Here is a 16,166-nt window from a genome sequence, read left to right as displayed (position 1 = left end):
AATCAGTAATCTTCATCCCGAGACTGGGTGCCCAGAGTATCCTTGATGTTTTCCACCACCCCATGATCCTTGATAACGTCCTTGAGCCACTCCTCCAGCGGCATCCGCCCCCATTTGATGGCGCGTTCAACCAGATAAGGGACAGGGCTGTGCGGCTCTCTGTCCTTAAAGTAACGAGCAACGCCGGTGAGCATTTCAAACGCTTCATCACGGCTTTCCGGCTTGGTCCGAAGTCGCCCGGTACCTTCACCCCTAGGCTCCGCACGACCCGGGACCTGGCTTATAACCTCGTCCTCTGGGCGTTCAACCGGTGCAATCTCCGGCTCAGCTACTGCAACCACACTAACACCCCGATCCTCAAGCAACCGAGCGATCAGATCGCGGCACTGAACGAGTATTTTCTCCAGAGCGGAAAAGCTGGGCGCATCCTGGCCAAAATAGCGATCGGCAACCTCATCCAAACCATCGACTGCGGCGATCGCCGCTGCGATGGTCGCGTGCCGTTCCTGCAGGAACTCACTGGCGGTCAACACCACGGAGCGCTGAAAGATCTCGTCATTGATCTTGCCTTCCCCCAGAGCCCTGGCCATGGAGTCCGGATCGTTACGCGCCTGGTTTTCGACCTGACGAGACTCCTCGTAATCCGCCAGCCCATAGCCCTCCCCTGCAATCAAGGGCAAGCTGCGGACAACGCCAACCAGGGCATCACCCAACCAGTTCAGCCGCGCCACACGCTCATCGAAATCACCCTCATCCAACTCTGGATAGAGGTTGTCCCAATACTCATCAAGCAAACGTGCGGCGTAGGTCAGTCCGAAGGTAATACCATTGAAGCCCTCACGATGTGCCAGGCCTTCGGTTAGCCAGCCCAGTAGTTGAATGTCCTTACTCTTAGTGGCCAGAGCGTCACCGGCAAGGCTGATCACCTGCCCCCAGTCAGACTGTTTGAGCTCTGTTTCCCACTCCCCTTGGGGCAGATAAGTGGGATCGGCACGGCGCGCCTCCTTGATCTGATCAAAGAGCAGAGAGAAAGTCAGATCCTCGCCGCAGGCATGGCTACCGCCGTCGATGGGCGCCAGCAGCTCATCGATAGAGAGTTCGTTGAGACGTTCCATGTCTTCCTTCATTAGCACGCTGGGCCGGAACAAACTTCTCAACGGGTTCGACCGGCTATGAATTTAAATTGAAACTGGAGTGCTTCACCGAGCGGGACATTGCCATCCCGCCGGGTCAAACCGCCCCACTCTGCGCCCGGAGGGCACGCCCACCCGTTCAGGGCGGGCGCGCCTGTTAGCCACCTGCGGCTAGCAACAAGCCAAGCGTTTACGCAAAGACTTTGTTACGGGTACGATCCCAGCCACCAGCGACGTTACCGCCACCCTGACCATCGGAACGTTTCTGCTGCGTATAGGTGACTTTGATCCGCGCATAGTTGAATTTGACCTTCTCGTACGGCAGATCGATCTTGTCGTCCTTGTCGTCCTGCTCATAGCTGGACGACGCAGATGTACCCTGCATCTCGGTGGAAGAAACGATCACCTCCTCCATCTTGATCTCCACGTAGCGCACCTTGTCGCCACCCGCACGGTTAACGTGCATCACAATCTCCTTGATATGCTGGCCTTTACAGCAAGCTTCAAACAGCTTCGGGGAGGCCTTATCGACGAGCTTTTGAATGCTGAACTCACTCAGATTCACGCGCTCGGCAGAAGCACCACCTGCTGAACTGGCTGTAGCAGATGTGGCCTGGCTGGCCCCGAAATCGAAACCTTTCAGCTCGATCCAGTCCATGTGTTTGTCATCCAGGCTTTCTCCTGGAATACCATCAATTTTCAAATATGTATCAAAAGCCATCCTGCTTAAGTCTCCTTTTTGACGGTTTAAAAGAAAGCTACCTACATCACTTAAAAGAAGCTTCCCGCTGAAGCAGAAAATACATTTATTCTGCTTTATTTCGAGCAAAGATTAATAAGCTTTTACTCAAAATTCTATTTGAACATTTAATTAAATGGTTTAGAAAGCATATCAAAACCATTATTTCTGCATGTCGGGTTATTGTTGCTTTCTGACTTCAATTTCCACTCGCCGATTGGGCGCCAGACAAGCAATCAGCTGGCTTCGAGGCTGGTTAAGATCGCAACTCACCAGCAAACGTTCGCTTCCCGCTCCCTGAGCCTCAATAAGCCCTGCAGGCACGCCCTTACCGATCAGATACTGACGTATCGTCATTGCACGCTGTAGCGACAACTTTTGATTTGCCTCTTCATTACCTATGGGGTCCGCATGACCAGTAATTAAAATCTTTCCAAGGTCCTGCGTGTTAAGCAGCCGTTCTGCGAGTTTATCCAGCTCCTGCAGGCCAGCTTCCTGCAAACCCGCATAATCTCCACGGCCGAAGGTAAATAATGTATCTGATTCGAGAACAATCGTTTCCATACTGGTTAACGTCTGTTCCAGCAGGCTGTCGATATAATTGCGACTGCTAGAAATCAGGAACGCATTTGAAGAAATCCGCGGCACATCCAGTTCGTCGATTTGATCGCGGTAAAAATCAACCTGACGGCTGGCATAGCGGTAGTCGCGTTCGTCTTCATCGATCGCAATCCCGGTCTGCGTCTGAATCGACGGATACCAGAAAGCGGGCAGCTGAGCCCTCAGCTGCGAAGGATCGATCTCTGCGCGCTCACTATCGGATAGCATGATGTAGGTGCCCAGGGTTGCGCGGCCAAACTTGGCCAGGGACTCGGCGCGGTTATCTGCTGGGCGCGCATGAGGCGCCACGGATTCCGGTCCATCAACCGTCTGCAGCTCATCCGTTGTCCGGCGATAAACGGGAATTGTGGTCAGCTCGAACAGGGACCTCGTCAGGTTCTGTTCGACCGGCTGAAGCATCACACTACGCAACTGCTCAAAGTAGACTTCGCGGATTTCCGGCTCAATCTCATAGCCCCGGTACAACCCCCACTTCATGTTCCAGGGTACGCCGTCACGATGCCAACCATAGAGCTGTGAGGCTTCGCCTCTGAGCAGATCCAGACTGGCCCAGCTTGCATATTGCTCCGGCGCCTGCTCATCGTAGCGATTACTTTCATCAAGAGCTTTGGCAAAGCCATCGATTTCCGCGTAGTTATTCAACGCCGATGTCACCCAAAGCGAACAGACCGCAATACCGGCCAGACTGGCCGCCAGTATCCAGCGTATCTTGCGGCGACGCCCCTTCTTATCGCTGGCGTAGAGAGCCGCAAGATGCTGGTCAGCGATGATGACGCGGCGGAAAAGATTATCGATAAAGAAAGGACGGGCCACCGAAGGCGAATCCGCTTTAGTCGGTTTCGCCAAGGAAAAGTGTCGACCGATTCGGCCGCCATACTCACCCTCAACGGCGGCTTCATTCTGCAGAGCGCTGACAAAGTAAAACCCCCGCAGCAGCGGTGCGCTCTGATATGGATTCGCATTGGTCAGCGCATCGACAAAGCGGGTCAGCGGCTCACGCAGTGCGTTCAGCTCCAGCGGAAAACGAAACGCGGCGATATCACGCTGAGTATCGACAATATCCCGCTCGACGATCTCCTGATCACCGACTTCGCGCCAGTGTTCGCACAGCCTGGCCAGAGCCTGGTCGAAAGTCTGTGCCCAATTAATTCCCGCTGGCTGCTGATGGGCAAAGGTGTGACCGAGTACCTCGCTTTCATGCCGCGGGTCGATACGATCGAAAAAGGTGGTAAAGCCCTCAATAAGGTCACACTTGGTAAACACCAGATAGATGGGCAGGCGCCCTTCCAGATGATCCCGAGCCTCCTGAATCCGCTCCCGTAAACGCCGCGCAAGGTTGGCGCGCTGCGAGTCGCTGACCTGGATAACATCGCTGATGTTCACAGTGACAATGAGGCCATTCAGCGGGCACTTGCGACGAAACTCTTTCAGCAGCGACAGGAAACCTTTCCATTTCCCAGCCTCCTCTTCGCTATCCATATAGCGACCAGCGGTATCGAGCAGTATCGCGTCTGAGCTAAAAAACCAGTCGCAGTGCCGTGTACCGCCCATGCCGGCCACTCGCGCGTTTTCCCGTTCGGCAAAGGGGAAATTCAGCCCGGACTGGTACACCATGGTGCTTTTCCCCGCCGCAGGCTGGCCAACAATCATGTACCAGGGCAGAGAATAGAGCGCATTTTTGCCTTTTTTACCCTTGGCCTTGCCACTCTTTTTCAGCCTTTCAATCGTTTGCAGCAGCCGCTCCCTGAGCAAACTCAGCTCTTCGCGATCCTCTGGACGGGCATTTAGCACTGCAGCGTCGGCATCGTCGCGCAACAGCGCCTCCAGATCCGGTTGTTTACCGGCGCCCCGGTAGAGCAGCAACACATAGAAGGCAGACAGCAGTATAAAGAGCAGGATACCCACCAGCAGACTCGTCAGCGAAGACAAGCCCGCCAGCACGCCCAGCCACCAGACCAGGAAGATCGCGGCGAAGAACAGCAACCCAAGTATGTAGGGCTGATACTTGAAGAATATGTATTTGATATAAGCTATTTTGAACCGTTTCATCAGCGCTATCTGCTTAAGCTCTAACGTTTACCACTTCGCCCGGAAACTGCTCCAGGAACTCAGCGAGACAAAGCCGCGTATCAGGTAGCGGCAGAGTGCCAGGGTGATGCTCCTCCTCCGCAAAGGGCGACAAAACATCGATACACAAACGCCTGTTACCCGGATCCGACAACACCTCGAAAAACTGTTCAGCACCGCACCAGGCCGGCATCAACAGCAGTTTCGGACGCATAAAATCATCGACCAGCATGCTCATTACCGGCGTACCCGCTGCACAGGCTCTTCCCAGCCAGTGCAACCAAAGATCGGCCACGGGGCGTTTTAAACCACGCTCCGCTGGAAGCGGCAGCATCACTGCCTGCACACTGCCCGCCTGCCAGCAGCTCTGGGCATAGTGCAGACGGTAGAGAAAAGCACTGGCTACAAATTCAGGCCAGCCGGGTAGCAGCGCCTTGCCCACATCGTCAAAGCTGTAGTCCTGCAGGAAACGCTCATGGATACTCTGATAGAGCGCGATATCCTGAGCATTCAGTGCACGCAGGTCCTGCACCCTGGGCAAAGGATCGACAGGCGCCTCGCCATGAACAGAATCCAGCAGAATCTGTGAAGCCTGACGCGCAAAGGTTTCTGCCATGGTATTCATATAAGGCAGCAGGCCCGGGCGCCCTTCGGGAGCCAGAATCTGATGAATAAAGAATGGGTATCGCCGACCGGAAGAATCGGATGAACTGATCATCGCCCCCATCACATCGCTTCCATTTTTCGCGTGATAACTGAAAAAGCACACAGGCAGCTCATCAAAGCGGCGCTGCCAATCCTCATGATCGAGGAAATGCAGCAGCGCGTTCTGTAGCCACTGATCGAGCTCGCGAATCACACTTCCGGTAGCGTTCTGGCCGATAAAATCAGCCTTTGCCGGGATCTTTCCGAAACACCCGATCATCGCTTAAGCCCCATTACTGCCTTGCTGTACATCTCAGTATTCACCCATCACTGGAAGCCGCAGTGATTTGACGGACTGCAGATCGGAAACCTTGACTCCACCGAAGTTGCGAACGTCGAAACTCACCGCACCCAGCGGGGTTTGCCAGCTGAACTGCTGACGCGCATTGTCTATGGGTGTGATTCGGGCGCTTTCGATCATCCGCAGGAAACCCCAGCGGTTCGGGTAATCGAATACCGTATGGCGCCGTCCGTCGGAGTTGATAACATCCAGGCGCGCCCCGAAAAGATCGCCATTACCGGGCCAGGTAAGACGCTCCCAGCTCTGGCTGTTATTTCGGTAATGCAGGCGCTGTCCATCGATGGTCAGAATGATATCGGTCAGCCCTGCGGTGGGATTCATCTGAATCTCAAAGCCGTTGCGCAGATCTGAGAGACTGTCGATAACGCTGCCCAGCGCAGTCGCCGTGTCGATGCTGGCGAGCATGCGCCGATCCACCATCGGCGAGCTCTGCTCATTATCACCAGCAACCAGATCACCAATATCTTCGCGCCTGAATCTTGGCATCACCCCGCTATCAGGATCGATGAAATACTCCATATCACGCACTGAAGCCTCGTTTACCGAGTCGGTCACGGGATAACGGCCGGCTACCATCTGCCCCCAGGGCTTGACGATTTTTTCATCCCAGGCGGCATTGAGTCGCTGCCGTGCGGGCCCCTGCAGAGCCTCGCGGGTGTGACTCACTGGCACACTGAACAGCGGTTCCAGCGCACTTACCAAAGAGGTCTGAGAGGTATCGATACGAGACGCGACAAAGTTGCGCAAAGTGTTAATTTCGTTCGGTTCGCCGGACAGCGTTTCGACGATCAGCGCCTTACTGCTATTGCCGATATCGCGGGACCCTCTGACATTATCGATGCGCACCTTCAGCTGCCTCAGGTTAAGCAGGTATTGATTAAGCACCGAGTCGCCGCCTGCGGTACTCGTATCGGCAGACAGCATCCGCGTAATCGGGCGAAAATGATTTGTGAGCGCGCCGTCGTTGATCTTCGGCAGCGAAGCCAGGCTCTGCCCCATGGCAGCGGCATCACCAGCATCGAAAACGCTGGTCACCCGCCGCCAGAAGCCCTGCTCACCGGACTCGCCAGCGGAGCCATCGCTTTCATCCTGAGGTTCAGGGTCATCCCAGGTTGTGTTGGCACGAGCCACTTCAAGTACCTGACGCAGCGGCGAATCCTGCAGATCACTCAACAGCGCCAGCCTGGCGCTGGCCTGATCCAGGGTGTCAAAATCACCCACATAGGTGTTAGCGAGAAAGCGTTCCCAGGCGATCGCGTAATCTCGTTTGTAGCGGGCCATCAGCTGTCGCACAAACCGGGCTTTGACCTCAACGGCATCATCTACATCAGCCTCGTCGAGCACCCAGTCGGTATCATCGCGAAGATCTCCAGACGCGGTTTCGATGATCGCTGAACGCAGGTAGTCTTCCCATACTTCGCGGGTGTAAAAGGCGGGCACAGCACGGCTAGAGTAGAGCAGCCGCCCACGCATACCAGGAAGCATGCGAGACAGCGTCAACGGTTCGTAAAGCTCTTCAACCTCTAACTGGTAGCGCAGATACTCACGATCCACCAGGGTGCTATCAATCAGGAACGAGTTGAGCCGGTCACGGCTATGGCTGACGAGGCGTTCGTTCTGCTCAAGAGCTGGCGCCATGCCGCGGTTCAGATAATAGGTATAGAGCGCTGTATTATCGACAACACTGTCATCAACCAACGCTCCTCCCCTACTGCCACCTACCGCTGCCCATAGTCTCGGCAGAGCAGAAGCGACAAAGTCATCCTGGTCAGAATGGAGCCCCGGAGCGGTCAGAACAAGATAGAGCTTGAGGGAGGAGTAGCTTTCTATCAGCTTCTCGACCTCTTCACGGGAGAGCTTGGTCAGCAGCTCCTCAGAGAGAGAGGGCCCCTGTTCCCCCGACAGTCGGCGCCCAGCATCCGCTTCAGTGGTGTTACCCAGGTCATCGCCATTCATCTGCAGGCTACGATCGCGCAAATCCTCCTCAAAAAGCGACTCCGCCTCGCTGCGAGCCGAGTACCAGGCGTCTCGCGCATTATCGGTGGTGCGTGAGCGCGCTTCGCTGCGCAGTCGACTACCCACCTCGGCAAAGCTGGTGGGCACACCACCAACCGTTGGTGTAATCGTCGCCCGCTCCTGCATGCGATCAAGGCTGTTGGCGCCGATCTCATCGGCCGGAGCTCCCAACTCCTCCACAGACATGACCTTACTGTCGGCAGACTCCAGAGATTCAGGCTCGGTAATTTGAGTCAGGTTGGCCAACTCTGGCACGGCGCCGTTGAACTCGCCCCAGCTACTCAACTGGTAAGCCAGGTGAGCAGCCACCGGCGTCAGTACCTGCTGTTTAAACAGCTCCTCCCATGCCTGCTTCAGCGGTTCACGAAGACTGCTACCCTGATACAGCCCTAAGGCCCGATCCAGGGGCGCGCCGTACTCAAGATCGCTTTCTATTTCGGTCAACTGTCGCTGTAGCTCATCCAGCACTTTGCCACGTTCTGCAACGCTGAGCTGACGATCACCATCTCTGAAGTCCAGCAGGACCACGCTGTCATGAATCTGATCAAGCCACTGACGGTTATTAAATGCAGACCAGCCCTGGGCGCATATCACCGCAACCGCCAGCAGCCCCATGGTGCCGATCATGAAGCCCGGTAATGAACGCTGCGCACCATTCTGAGAGTAATAAAGGCCGAGATTACGATCAGGGAAGATCACTTTCCTGAACGTATCGGTGATGAAGTAGTTTTTATCCGCAGCCTTATTGCCGCTGGTGGCTACAGCGGAGGATGCCAAAGCGAAGTCCTCGCGCGTCTGCTCATCAAGCAGCGCTGGGAGGGTGTCGCCGGACTGCAGCGCACTGGTGAAGTACAGCCCACGCAGCACTGGCGCACGCTCGGCATTTTGCTGGCTGTCAAACTGCTCCAGGAAATCGCTCAGTACGCCAAAGAGTTCGGAGAAGTAATCGGGGAAACGCAGCAGCTTACTATCGGCATCGCCACCGGCATCCAGCACCCGCTGATCGACGCGATCACGCAGTGCCGCCACCAATCCCGGGAAACGATGCTGAAAGGCACTGGTGACACCCTGCCGCTGCAGTTCGTCAAGGGAGAAGGTCATTCCCCAGGGGCTTTGGCGCTCTGCCGAACTCATTGTCTCGAAAGTCTGGGTAAAGCCAGGCAGCAGATCGGATTTACTGAAAAACAGGTACAGCGGTGGATTTCCACCCAGGCAACGTCGGTAGTCGTCCACCCTGGCCACCAGCTGTTCAGCCAGTGCGTGCATTTCCTGGCGCGACTGCTGCAGCAGTTCGGGCAGGCTGACCACCAGAACCAGACCATTAATCGCCGGCTTCTTACGCTGCCTGCGCAGGGTTTTCAGAAAGTTGGAGAACTCCCGTGCCGGACGGTCCTCAACAAGGTAACGCCCCGCGGTATCGATCATCACCGCCTCGCGGCTGAAGTACCAATCACAGTGCTGGGTTCCGGACACCCCCGATACGTTATTACCGCCCGCTACGGTGGCTGACAGCGACGAACGGGTGAGCAGCGAGGTTTTTCCCGAAGCCGCCATGCCGATCACCAGGTACCAGGGCAGCTCATAAAGGGAGGCCTTGCCGCCGTCCACCGAGCGCGCGGCCCGCTGCATCGCCAGAGCATGCTTGAGCCTCTCGTTGAGAATCTGGTAATCACCGCTATCGGTAGCAGCAGCCTCGCGATGCACCTCGAGCTCGACCAGATTTTCAATATTGCGCTCGGCCCGGATTCGCTTGTACTGCCTTAATACGACGGCCAGCAGCCAACAGGCGCTTACCAGCGCCATCGCGATAAAAACGAGTTCACGCTCCGGCGTCAGCAAAGGCACAAGCAGCACACAGCAGATAAGCCCTGCCAGCCACAGCATCAAAGAGAGCGGCCAGAACCCTTTCAGCGACCGCAGAAAGCGAAGAAAACGCATCACGACCTCCTCAAAGGTTCCTTTCGAACAGGTGATTGATCTGCCGAATCAGGGAGTCGGTCTCCGTGCCCAACCACCAGTTCAGACTGCCGTAGACGGCAAGACACACCAGAACGATCATAAGGAGGTATACCCAGAGCGGAATTTCATAACGCAGTAACTGGCCGACCTGGTCAGGCAACTGCCAGCCATCCGAACTGCTGCTTCGGCGGCTGCGATAGCGCGCGATATCCTGACCCAGAGTGTTGGCTATGTAGCGCAACTGATCCCGGCTTTCCAGGCTGTATTTACCCTCAAAGCCAAGCGCCAGACAGAGGTGGTAAACCTCAAGCACATCGATATTGGCTTTCAGGTCTGTACGCAGTGAATCCAGGCGATCGTAGAATCCCTCACCTGCCAGATGCACACCGAAGTAGCGATATTGGAATGGCTCAAGCTCTACCTGCTCTCGAATATTTCCCGCCCCGCCCTTGAGAATGCTTTCATCGAGGAAGGCACACAGCGCATATTGCGTATCCTTGACAGCCTCGGCGCTGTAGTTTGCCGCCCGCGCTCTTTCCTCGAATTCACGCAGCCAGGCATCAACCCGGGCCAGAAAAGCCTCAACACTTTCTGCCTGCTGACCACGGCGAACCATCAGCACCATGGAGATGAAATCACGTACCAAGACTTTGAGTGTCTGTAGGTCTTCTGCCACGTCGTAAGGTTGCACTTGGGATTCAGTCATTTCATTACCGCCATCAGTTCGATGCTAAGGTTTTTAAATCCACTGGGGACGTAAAAGGCGATCGCCTGAGCGTCCATCATCCGTTGGTAGACCGGGCCGTGAGGTTCAATCGCGAAATAGTGATTATCGAGACGGACAGGAATAGCGCTGGGCAACCGCTGCGCATGCCTGAGCGACGCCCCGGGCATCGCCGTATTAACCACCACCTCGATCTCTTCGGACGGCCCGACCTTAAATGCGCGAGGCACAAGTTCGAGAATCTGCGCGCCCGGCATATCGGCATGCACACTGATATAAAAATCAGCCTCTTTAAGGCGCGCGTCGTTAAGGCGACCGACGTAATAGGAAGAGCGCGTCTGCTCCAGAGGGATGGGTATGTACTGGTTCGGAACGACCACTTCGAGCAGCTCACGCACCACCTTTTCCAACCCCAGCAGCGCCCTGGCCGGATCACGATGATCATATTCCGGAATATCAGCGAGCTTGTGTGACATGGAGAACGTCATCAGTCCCGCCGCAAACTCGGCCAGAAACCTGTACAGAGTCTCCGGATGCAGGCCCGGGTGCGCGAGCATATGAGCAAGCTGCGGATAGGCACGATTGATCGTGTACAGCAGCCAAAACAGGGTGACATCGCTGGAACCAAACTCAGCCACTTGATCGGCGCGCTCGCGCCGACGACCCGACAGCGCTTCACTGCGTGCCTGCAGCATACCGATCAACCGATTGGCGATATCAAAGGGAAGAGCTACTGCATCAAGATGCAGAGCCGGCGGCATGAATTGCTCGGTATCGATACTGAAACCGCCGGCGGCGTTACGTTTGAGGATAGCGATGGGACAGCAGGTGAAGCCATCCAGACTATCGCCTTCCATCAGCAGGGTCGGATTCAGCTCCAGTGTACCCAGCTCATTTTCCAGCGACCCTTCATTCAGGTCAGGAAGGTTTGCAAACTGCTGTACGTAGCGGCGCCCACCGTGACGGGGGGCATCTTCAAAAAGATAACTGGGAGACCAGGACTCAATCACCTTGAGAGCCACATACACCCGAATCTCGCCATTGCGAGACAGGGTACTGAGGTCACGACCAGGAGGCAGCAAGTCATGCTGCGGTGCATCGATAAGCGTACCATCGGGGAACACCAGCTTGAGCCGTGTCAGGCGCAGAACACCCTGATCCAAGGCCCCATAATCGAAACCCAGCGCCTGAACACCCCATTGAAACGGGGTCTGGCTACCACGCGCTTCGACCAGCTGACGCTGATGATACTCATCCTGATACTGAAAATGCTGCGGCTGAAGGAACATCCCTTCAGACCACATTATGCGGTTTCGCTTACTCACGTCCCTGTATGAACCTCTAACTGCTGAGTATTCTCTCGCACCATCAAAATCCTGTTTGACGGCCTCTCGCGGCTATCTGCTATTCCGAAACAAGGCTAAGCAGATTGTCACCCCTTTCAACTTCAATCCTGTCACCGGCAAGATGGAGACGGACCCCCTCTGAGGCACCCAAAAGCCCGTCCTTACGCAATTCGTCGGCATCAAACACCACATGCCAGTCGCCGTAATACCCGGTATTTCTGAAGAACGCGGCGACACCAACGTATTGCGTTTGCAACGCGAGCGCAGACACGTCAACTTTTTGCTCACCTGGGAGAACCGTGATCTCACGCTCTGATATCAACCCATGCCCCAGAACCAGATCCGCCCCGCTCCATAGCTGACGCGGCGACGCAGAGACGAAAGCCCCCGATTCGGAAAGTTGGTAAATTCTTACGACGACCGACAGGGGTTCACCACTGGCACCGGGATTAAGCCACTCGTCACTGTTCACCGTGACGCGCACCCGCTCTTCATTGCCAACAAGTTCACCCACCCAGCTGTCGCTGAAGCGGTTACCAACACGGTCAGCAACACCGCATCCAAGCAGCGTCGCGACGAGAAGAAATCCAGCGAAATTGCGGAAAAGCGCCATCATGACTCTATCATTCCATTGATCAGTCTTAATATCATTCCATCGATTTAAATTGCCGGAATTGCCCAATCCAGCACACGGATACACACCGCGAAAACAAGCGTATGAGATGGTATTAATATAATACCCTGTCTCAAAATCGGTGCGATAATATCTTGCACAGATCGAAAACGCTACAATAGAATATCCCCAACGACAAGGAAAGACACGTTAACTAGCTTTAATTCCAAGGATGGAACCCGCTATGAAAGTGCTTATATACCGGATCACAATCCTTAGCTTATTCTGCTTTACAGCTGCATGTTCAAGCACCCAAAAAAGCCAAGAAAGTCTCTCATTCGCAACAGAAAACTTTAGCGGCGTCGTCCCTTGCCCAGACTGCAAAGGAATATCTACAGAATTGATTTTAAAACGAAAAATACCGGAAGGAACACCTTCTGGTTTTTTCCTTCACGAGATCAAGATCGATGCCCCCGGTGGAGAGCGGGTAAATACCAGCTGGGGGGAATGGTCGCAAAAAGACAACATTAATAGCAGTACCGAAGTAATCTATATACTCCACCCCGAAATCGGAGACCCCCGCTATTATCGGTCTGGATCAGATGGAAGGCTGCAGGTTGTCGATAGTCATGGAGAGCCAGTAAACAACGAAGACGGTATCCCTGTTGCGCTTAACCGCGTGATTCCTGGTGTTGACATCAATTAAACACAAGGAATCAAAGGGAATTTAACCACACTGGCAAAAAGTTTATTTAAAAGGTCTCTTTTGCAAACGAACGGTCACCACTCGCGGACATAGCTGCGGTTACCGACGACCGGCAAATGATGTAGCTACTGAGATGTTTCAACAGTGATGGGAGTGAGCTTTCGAGCGTTCATTGCGCCGGGTTCGAACCTGATCAGAACCACTAACAGGACTCAAACTAGACTGGAATTTTAATCTTGGCCGAACGCATTAACGCGAACGCCTCAAGGAATGACGATGAACCAACCCTTTGATGTAGACAGCTTCATTCGCTCGCGCAAGCAGACGCGCGCGATATCGGACCGGCTTAAGGTGTTGGCATCTGATTACCTGGCTACTCTTTCACCCCTTGTCCGTCCACAACCCCTGTTTGGCGAGTATCTCCAGGGAGCGCCACGAGGTAGCGGCCGCGAGACCCAGCATCATTTCAAGGAATTCCGTACCCTTTTCGACAAACACGCGGGACAACGACCATTTAACCTGATCAATGAACTTGAGGTTCCACTCAGCATCATAAATTCGACGCCTGAGCTGTTTCCGCTGGAATATGACCATCAGCTATCCAGTGGTTCTACCGTGCGGGTTACAAGCCCGAGCCGTTGGGTCATCGGGTATAACTCCTTCGATCTGCGCCGCTTCCGCCAAGTGGCCCAGGACCCTAATCGAAGCGGCTCTGAACTTCACCGGTTTGTGCTCCACTATCTGATGCTGTTCCACTGTTTCAGTCGAGCGGCGGGCCTCGGCCGCCTGCTGAAAGGCCTCAGGTTTCCTTTGAGTTTCCAGTGCCTGGACGATTTCGGAGAGCTGCCCTTCTGCGTTGTCAGTTCCCCGGTACAGTCATCGCTTCCGGGTGACGAGGTGATACGCAACAGCACGGAAATTTCCGGCAACCTCAGCTTTGAAGAGCTTATCTCGCAGGACTCCATCGACCGGCTGCAAGATGACCTGCGAGAGGACCTTCTGCTGATTCTGCAGACGGCCTCCTGAAGAAACGACCAAGTCGTATGTAACGACGGAAAAGCCACCACACACCGCCATAACGAGAAAGGATGACGACATGGCCAAGAACGAGAGTACACAGCACAAACTATCGCGCACCAGAGCGCCCCGTGTTCACCTGACTTACGATGTGGAGATCGGCGACAGCATTGAGAAAAAAGAACTACCGTTCGTGGTGGGCGTCATGGGTGACTACTCAGGCAATCCGCTTGAACCGCTTCCACGCCTGAAAGATCGCAAGTTCGTTAATATCGACCGCGACAACTTCGATGGCGTCCTTAAGGGTATCAAGCCGCGGCTGAGTTACCGGGTGGACAACACCCTGGCCAACGATGGCTCCCAGTTGGCAGTCGAGCTGAACTTCAAGCGGATGGAAGACTTCGAACCCCAGGAAGTGGTACGTCAGGTCGAGCCACTGCGCAAACTGCTGGAAGTACGCAGCAAACTTGCCGACCTGCGCAACAAAATGGGCGGCAACGACAAGCTTGAAGAGCTGCTGATGGACGTACTGCAGAATACAGAAAAGCTGAAAACTCTGGGTGAAGAGCTGGGCCGCGAAGCCGCAGCAGAGCCCCAGAGCGACAAGGACTAACGGAATTCAGGCGAAGAAGGAGCTTTTCATGGCCGACACCCAGATAGATCAAGCGACCACCAGCGAACCCCAGGAGATCTTCGCCCCGGAGACTTCCCTGCTCGACAGCATCATTTCCGAAAGCCGGGTAGCGCGTTCAGAAACCGAGCGCACCCGTACCCGCGACCTGATCGATGAGTTGGTTCACCAGGTTCTCGAAGGCGAGGTTACGCCGAGCAAAGACCTGATTGCGGTATTGGATTCGCGTATCGCAGAGATCGATTCTCTGCTTTCAGATCAGTTGAACGAAATCATGCACGCCAGTGAGTTCCAGCAGCTTGAAGCCTCCTGGCGCGGTCTCAAATACCTGACAGATCAAACCGAGACCAGCACCAACATGAAGATCCACATGTTGAACGCGTCAAAGAAAGATCTGCTCAAAGATATCAAGTCAGCCTCTGAATTCGATCAGAGCGCGCTGTTCAAGAAAGTGTACGAAGAAGAGTATGGCACCTTTGGTGGCGCGCCCTACGGCATGCTGATCGGCGACTATGAGTTTGGCCGTCACCCTCAAGACATGTATCTGCTCGAAGAGGTCTCCCACGTCGCTGCGGCGGCCCACGCACCGTTTATCTCTTCTGCATCGGCAGAGCTTTTCGGCTGGGATTCGTTCACCGACATGGCGGGCCCGCGTGACCTGTCGAAAATCTTCGATACCGTCGAATATGCCAAATGGAAATCCTTCCGTAACTCTGAAGATGCCCGCTACGTCGGCCTGACGCTGCCCCACGTTCTGGGACGTCTGCCCTACGGCGAGGAAACTACCCCCGTTGAGGAGTTCAACTTCGCCGAAAGCGTCGATGGCCGCGATCACAACAGGTATCTATGGATGAACGCCGCCTACACCATGGCGACACGTGTCACCGACGCATTCAGCAAGTATGGCTGGTGCGTTGCAATCCGTGGTGTTGAGGGTGGCGGTCTGGTTGAGGGCCTGCCGACCCATACCTTCCAGACCGATGATGGTGAAGTGGCGCTGAAGTGCCCCACCGAGATTTCGATCACAGACCGCCGCGAGAAAGAACTATCCGATCTCGGTTTTATCCCGCTGGTGCACTGTAAAGGCACGGACTACGCCGCGTTTTTCGGCACCCAGTCATCGCAGCTGCCCAAGCAGTACAACACCGATGTAGCCAACGCCAACGCGCGTCTTTCTTCACAGCTGCAATACATATTCGCCACCTCACGTATCGCCCACTTCATGAAAGCGATCATGCGCGACAAGGTGGGCAGCTTTGCCTCACGCAAGAACGTTGAAGATTTCCTCAACGAGTGGCTGTCCCAGTACGTGCTGCTGGACGACAACGCTGGCCAGGAAGCCAAGGCGCAATACCCGCTGCGCGAAGCGCGTGTTGAAGTGGCCGAGGTGCCCGGCAAGCCCGGTTGCTATAAGGCGGTAACCTTCCTGCGACCGCATTACCAGCTTGATGAACTGACCGCGTCTCTGCGCCTGGTATCGGAGCTGCCGCAGTCTACCCGCGGATCCTGAACCAGTGAGTGACTGATCGACCTGCGGTCACGACAGCAGCGCGTCGTGGCCGCGCTCTTGTTTTTAAGCCAGCAAGGA

At 55.1% G+C, this 16,166-nt stretch carries 12 protein-coding genes; 4 read left to right on the top strand and 8 right to left on the bottom strand.

The genetic code is table 11. From position 1 onward, the window contains the following. Positions 1 to 2: 2 nt before the first annotated feature. The 8 genes from tssA to tssJ form a co-directional block, all read right to left on the bottom strand. On the bottom strand, positions 3 to 1,115 hold the full coding sequence (gene tssA / locus C4S72_RS01795; protein WP_104001361.1) for a type VI secretion system protein TssA: 1,113 nt from the start codon (positions 1,113 to 1,115) through the stop codon (positions 3 to 5). Between the two features lie 208 nt (positions 1,116 to 1,323). Further along, complete coding sequence (locus C4S72_RS01790) at positions 1,324 to 1,854, bottom strand: Hcp family type VI secretion system effector (protein WP_104001360.1); 531 nt, start codon at positions 1,852 to 1,854, stop codon at positions 1,324 to 1,326. A 198-nt stretch (positions 1,855 to 2,052) separates the two neighbouring features. After that, positions 2,053 to 4,542: a type VI secretion system membrane subunit TssM gene (gene tssM / locus C4S72_RS01785; protein ID WP_104001359.1), complete on the bottom strand. Its 2,490-nt coding sequence runs from the start codon at positions 4,540 to 4,542 to the stop codon at positions 2,053 to 2,055. A 13-nt stretch (positions 4,543 to 4,555) separates the two neighbouring features. Then, positions 4,556 to 5,485, bottom strand: coding sequence for a type VI secretion system-associated protein TagF (gene tagF / locus C4S72_RS01780; protein WP_104001358.1), 930 nt, complete (start codon positions 5,483 to 5,485; stop codon positions 4,556 to 4,558). A gap of 33 nt (positions 5,486 to 5,518) precedes the next feature. Then, the gene (locus C4S72_RS01775; RefSeq protein ID WP_104001357.1) at positions 5,519 to 9,520 is read right to left on the bottom strand and encodes a type VI secretion protein IcmF/TssM N-terminal domain-containing protein; all 4,002 of its coding nucleotides are present in this window, start codon (positions 9,518 to 9,520) and stop codon (positions 5,519 to 5,521) included. A gap of 10 nt (positions 9,521 to 9,530) precedes the next feature. After that, on the bottom strand, positions 9,531 to 10,247 hold the full coding sequence (icmH, locus tag C4S72_RS01770; protein ID WP_104001356.1) for a type IVB secretion system protein IcmH/DotU: 717 nt from the start codon (positions 10,245 to 10,247) through the stop codon (positions 9,531 to 9,533). Next, positions 10,244 to 11,569, bottom strand: coding sequence for a type VI secretion system baseplate subunit TssK (gene tssK / locus C4S72_RS01765; protein WP_235009016.1), 1,326 nt, complete (start codon positions 11,567 to 11,569; stop codon positions 10,244 to 10,246). Before tssK ends, icmH begins: the two co-directional genes overlap by 4 nt. Before the next feature lie 100 nt (positions 11,570 to 11,669). Then, positions 11,670 to 12,227, bottom strand: coding sequence for a type VI secretion system lipoprotein TssJ (gene tssJ / locus C4S72_RS01760; protein ID WP_104001354.1), 558 nt, complete (start codon positions 12,225 to 12,227; stop codon positions 11,670 to 11,672). A gap of 241 nt (positions 12,228 to 12,468) precedes the next feature. On the opposite strand from tssJ, the gene C4S72_RS01755 reads away from it, so the two are divergent. From C4S72_RS01755 to tssC, 4 genes are all read left to right on the top strand, one after another. Continuing rightward, complete coding sequence (locus tag C4S72_RS01755) at positions 12,469 to 12,930, top strand: copper resistance protein NlpE N-terminal domain-containing protein (RefSeq protein WP_160115431.1); 462 nt, start codon at positions 12,469 to 12,471, stop codon at positions 12,928 to 12,930. Positions 12,931 to 13,206: 276 nt separating this feature from the next. After that, on the top strand, positions 13,207 to 13,956 hold the full coding sequence (locus C4S72_RS01750) for a hypothetical protein (RefSeq protein WP_104001352.1): 750 nt from the start codon (positions 13,207 to 13,209) through the stop codon (positions 13,954 to 13,956). 70 nt (positions 13,957 to 14,026) lie between these two features. Then, complete coding sequence (tssB, locus tag C4S72_RS01745) at positions 14,027 to 14,560, top strand: type VI secretion system contractile sheath small subunit (RefSeq protein ID WP_104001351.1); 534 nt, start codon at positions 14,027 to 14,029, stop codon at positions 14,558 to 14,560. A 28-nt stretch (positions 14,561 to 14,588) separates the two neighbouring features. After that, positions 14,589 to 16,088 (top strand): type VI secretion system contractile sheath large subunit, encoded by a 1,500-nt coding sequence (gene tssC, locus C4S72_RS01740; protein ID WP_104001350.1) that lies wholly within the window; start codon positions 14,589 to 14,591, stop codon positions 16,086 to 16,088. The last annotated feature ends 78 nt before the right edge of the window (positions 16,089 to 16,166 follow it).

The sequence above is a fragment of the Marinobacterium lutimaris genome, assembly GCF_900108065.1.
GTDB classification, from domain to species: Bacteria; Pseudomonadota; Gammaproteobacteria; order Pseudomonadales; family Balneatricaceae; genus Marinobacterium_D; species Marinobacterium_D lutimaris.
This window is presented reverse-complemented; position numbering and strand designations above follow the sequence as displayed.

Coding starts and splice junctions, on each gene's coding strand:
- tssA (WP_104001361.1), bottom strand. CDS start 1,115: ATGGAACGTCTCAACGAACTCTCTATCGATGAGCTGCTGGCGCCCATC.
- C4S72_RS01790 (WP_104001360.1), bottom strand. CDS start 1,854: ATGGCTTTTGATACATATTTGAAAATTGATGGTATTCCAGGAGAAAGC.
- tssM (WP_104001359.1), bottom strand. CDS start 4,542: ATGAAACGGTTCAAAATAGCTTATATCAAATACATATTCTTCAAGTAT.
- tagF (WP_104001358.1), bottom strand. CDS start 5,485: ATGATCGGGTGTTTCGGAAAGATCCCGGCAAAGGCTGATTTTATCGGC.
- C4S72_RS01775 (WP_104001357.1), bottom strand. CDS start 9,520: ATGCGTTTTCTTCGCTTTCTGCGGTCGCTGAAAGGGTTCTGGCCGCTC.
- icmH (WP_104001356.1), bottom strand. CDS start 10,247: ATGACTGAATCCCAAGTGCAACCTTACGACGTGGCAGAAGACCTACAG.
- tssK (WP_235009016.1), bottom strand. CDS start 11,569: ATGTGGTCTGAAGGGATGTTCCTTCAGCCGCAGCATTTTCAGTATCAG.
- tssJ (WP_104001354.1), bottom strand. CDS start 12,227: ATGATGGCGCTTTTCCGCAATTTCGCTGGATTTCTTCTCGTCGCGACG.
- C4S72_RS01755 (WP_160115431.1), top strand. CDS start 12,469: ATGAAAGTGCTTATATACCGGATCACAATCCTTAGCTTATTCTGCTTT.
- C4S72_RS01750 (WP_104001352.1), top strand. CDS start 13,207: ATGAACCAACCCTTTGATGTAGACAGCTTCATTCGCTCGCGCAAGCAG.
- tssB (WP_104001351.1), top strand. CDS start 14,027: ATGGCCAAGAACGAGAGTACACAGCACAAACTATCGCGCACCAGAGCG.
- tssC (WP_104001350.1), top strand. CDS start 14,589: ATGGCCGACACCCAGATAGATCAAGCGACCACCAGCGAACCCCAGGAG.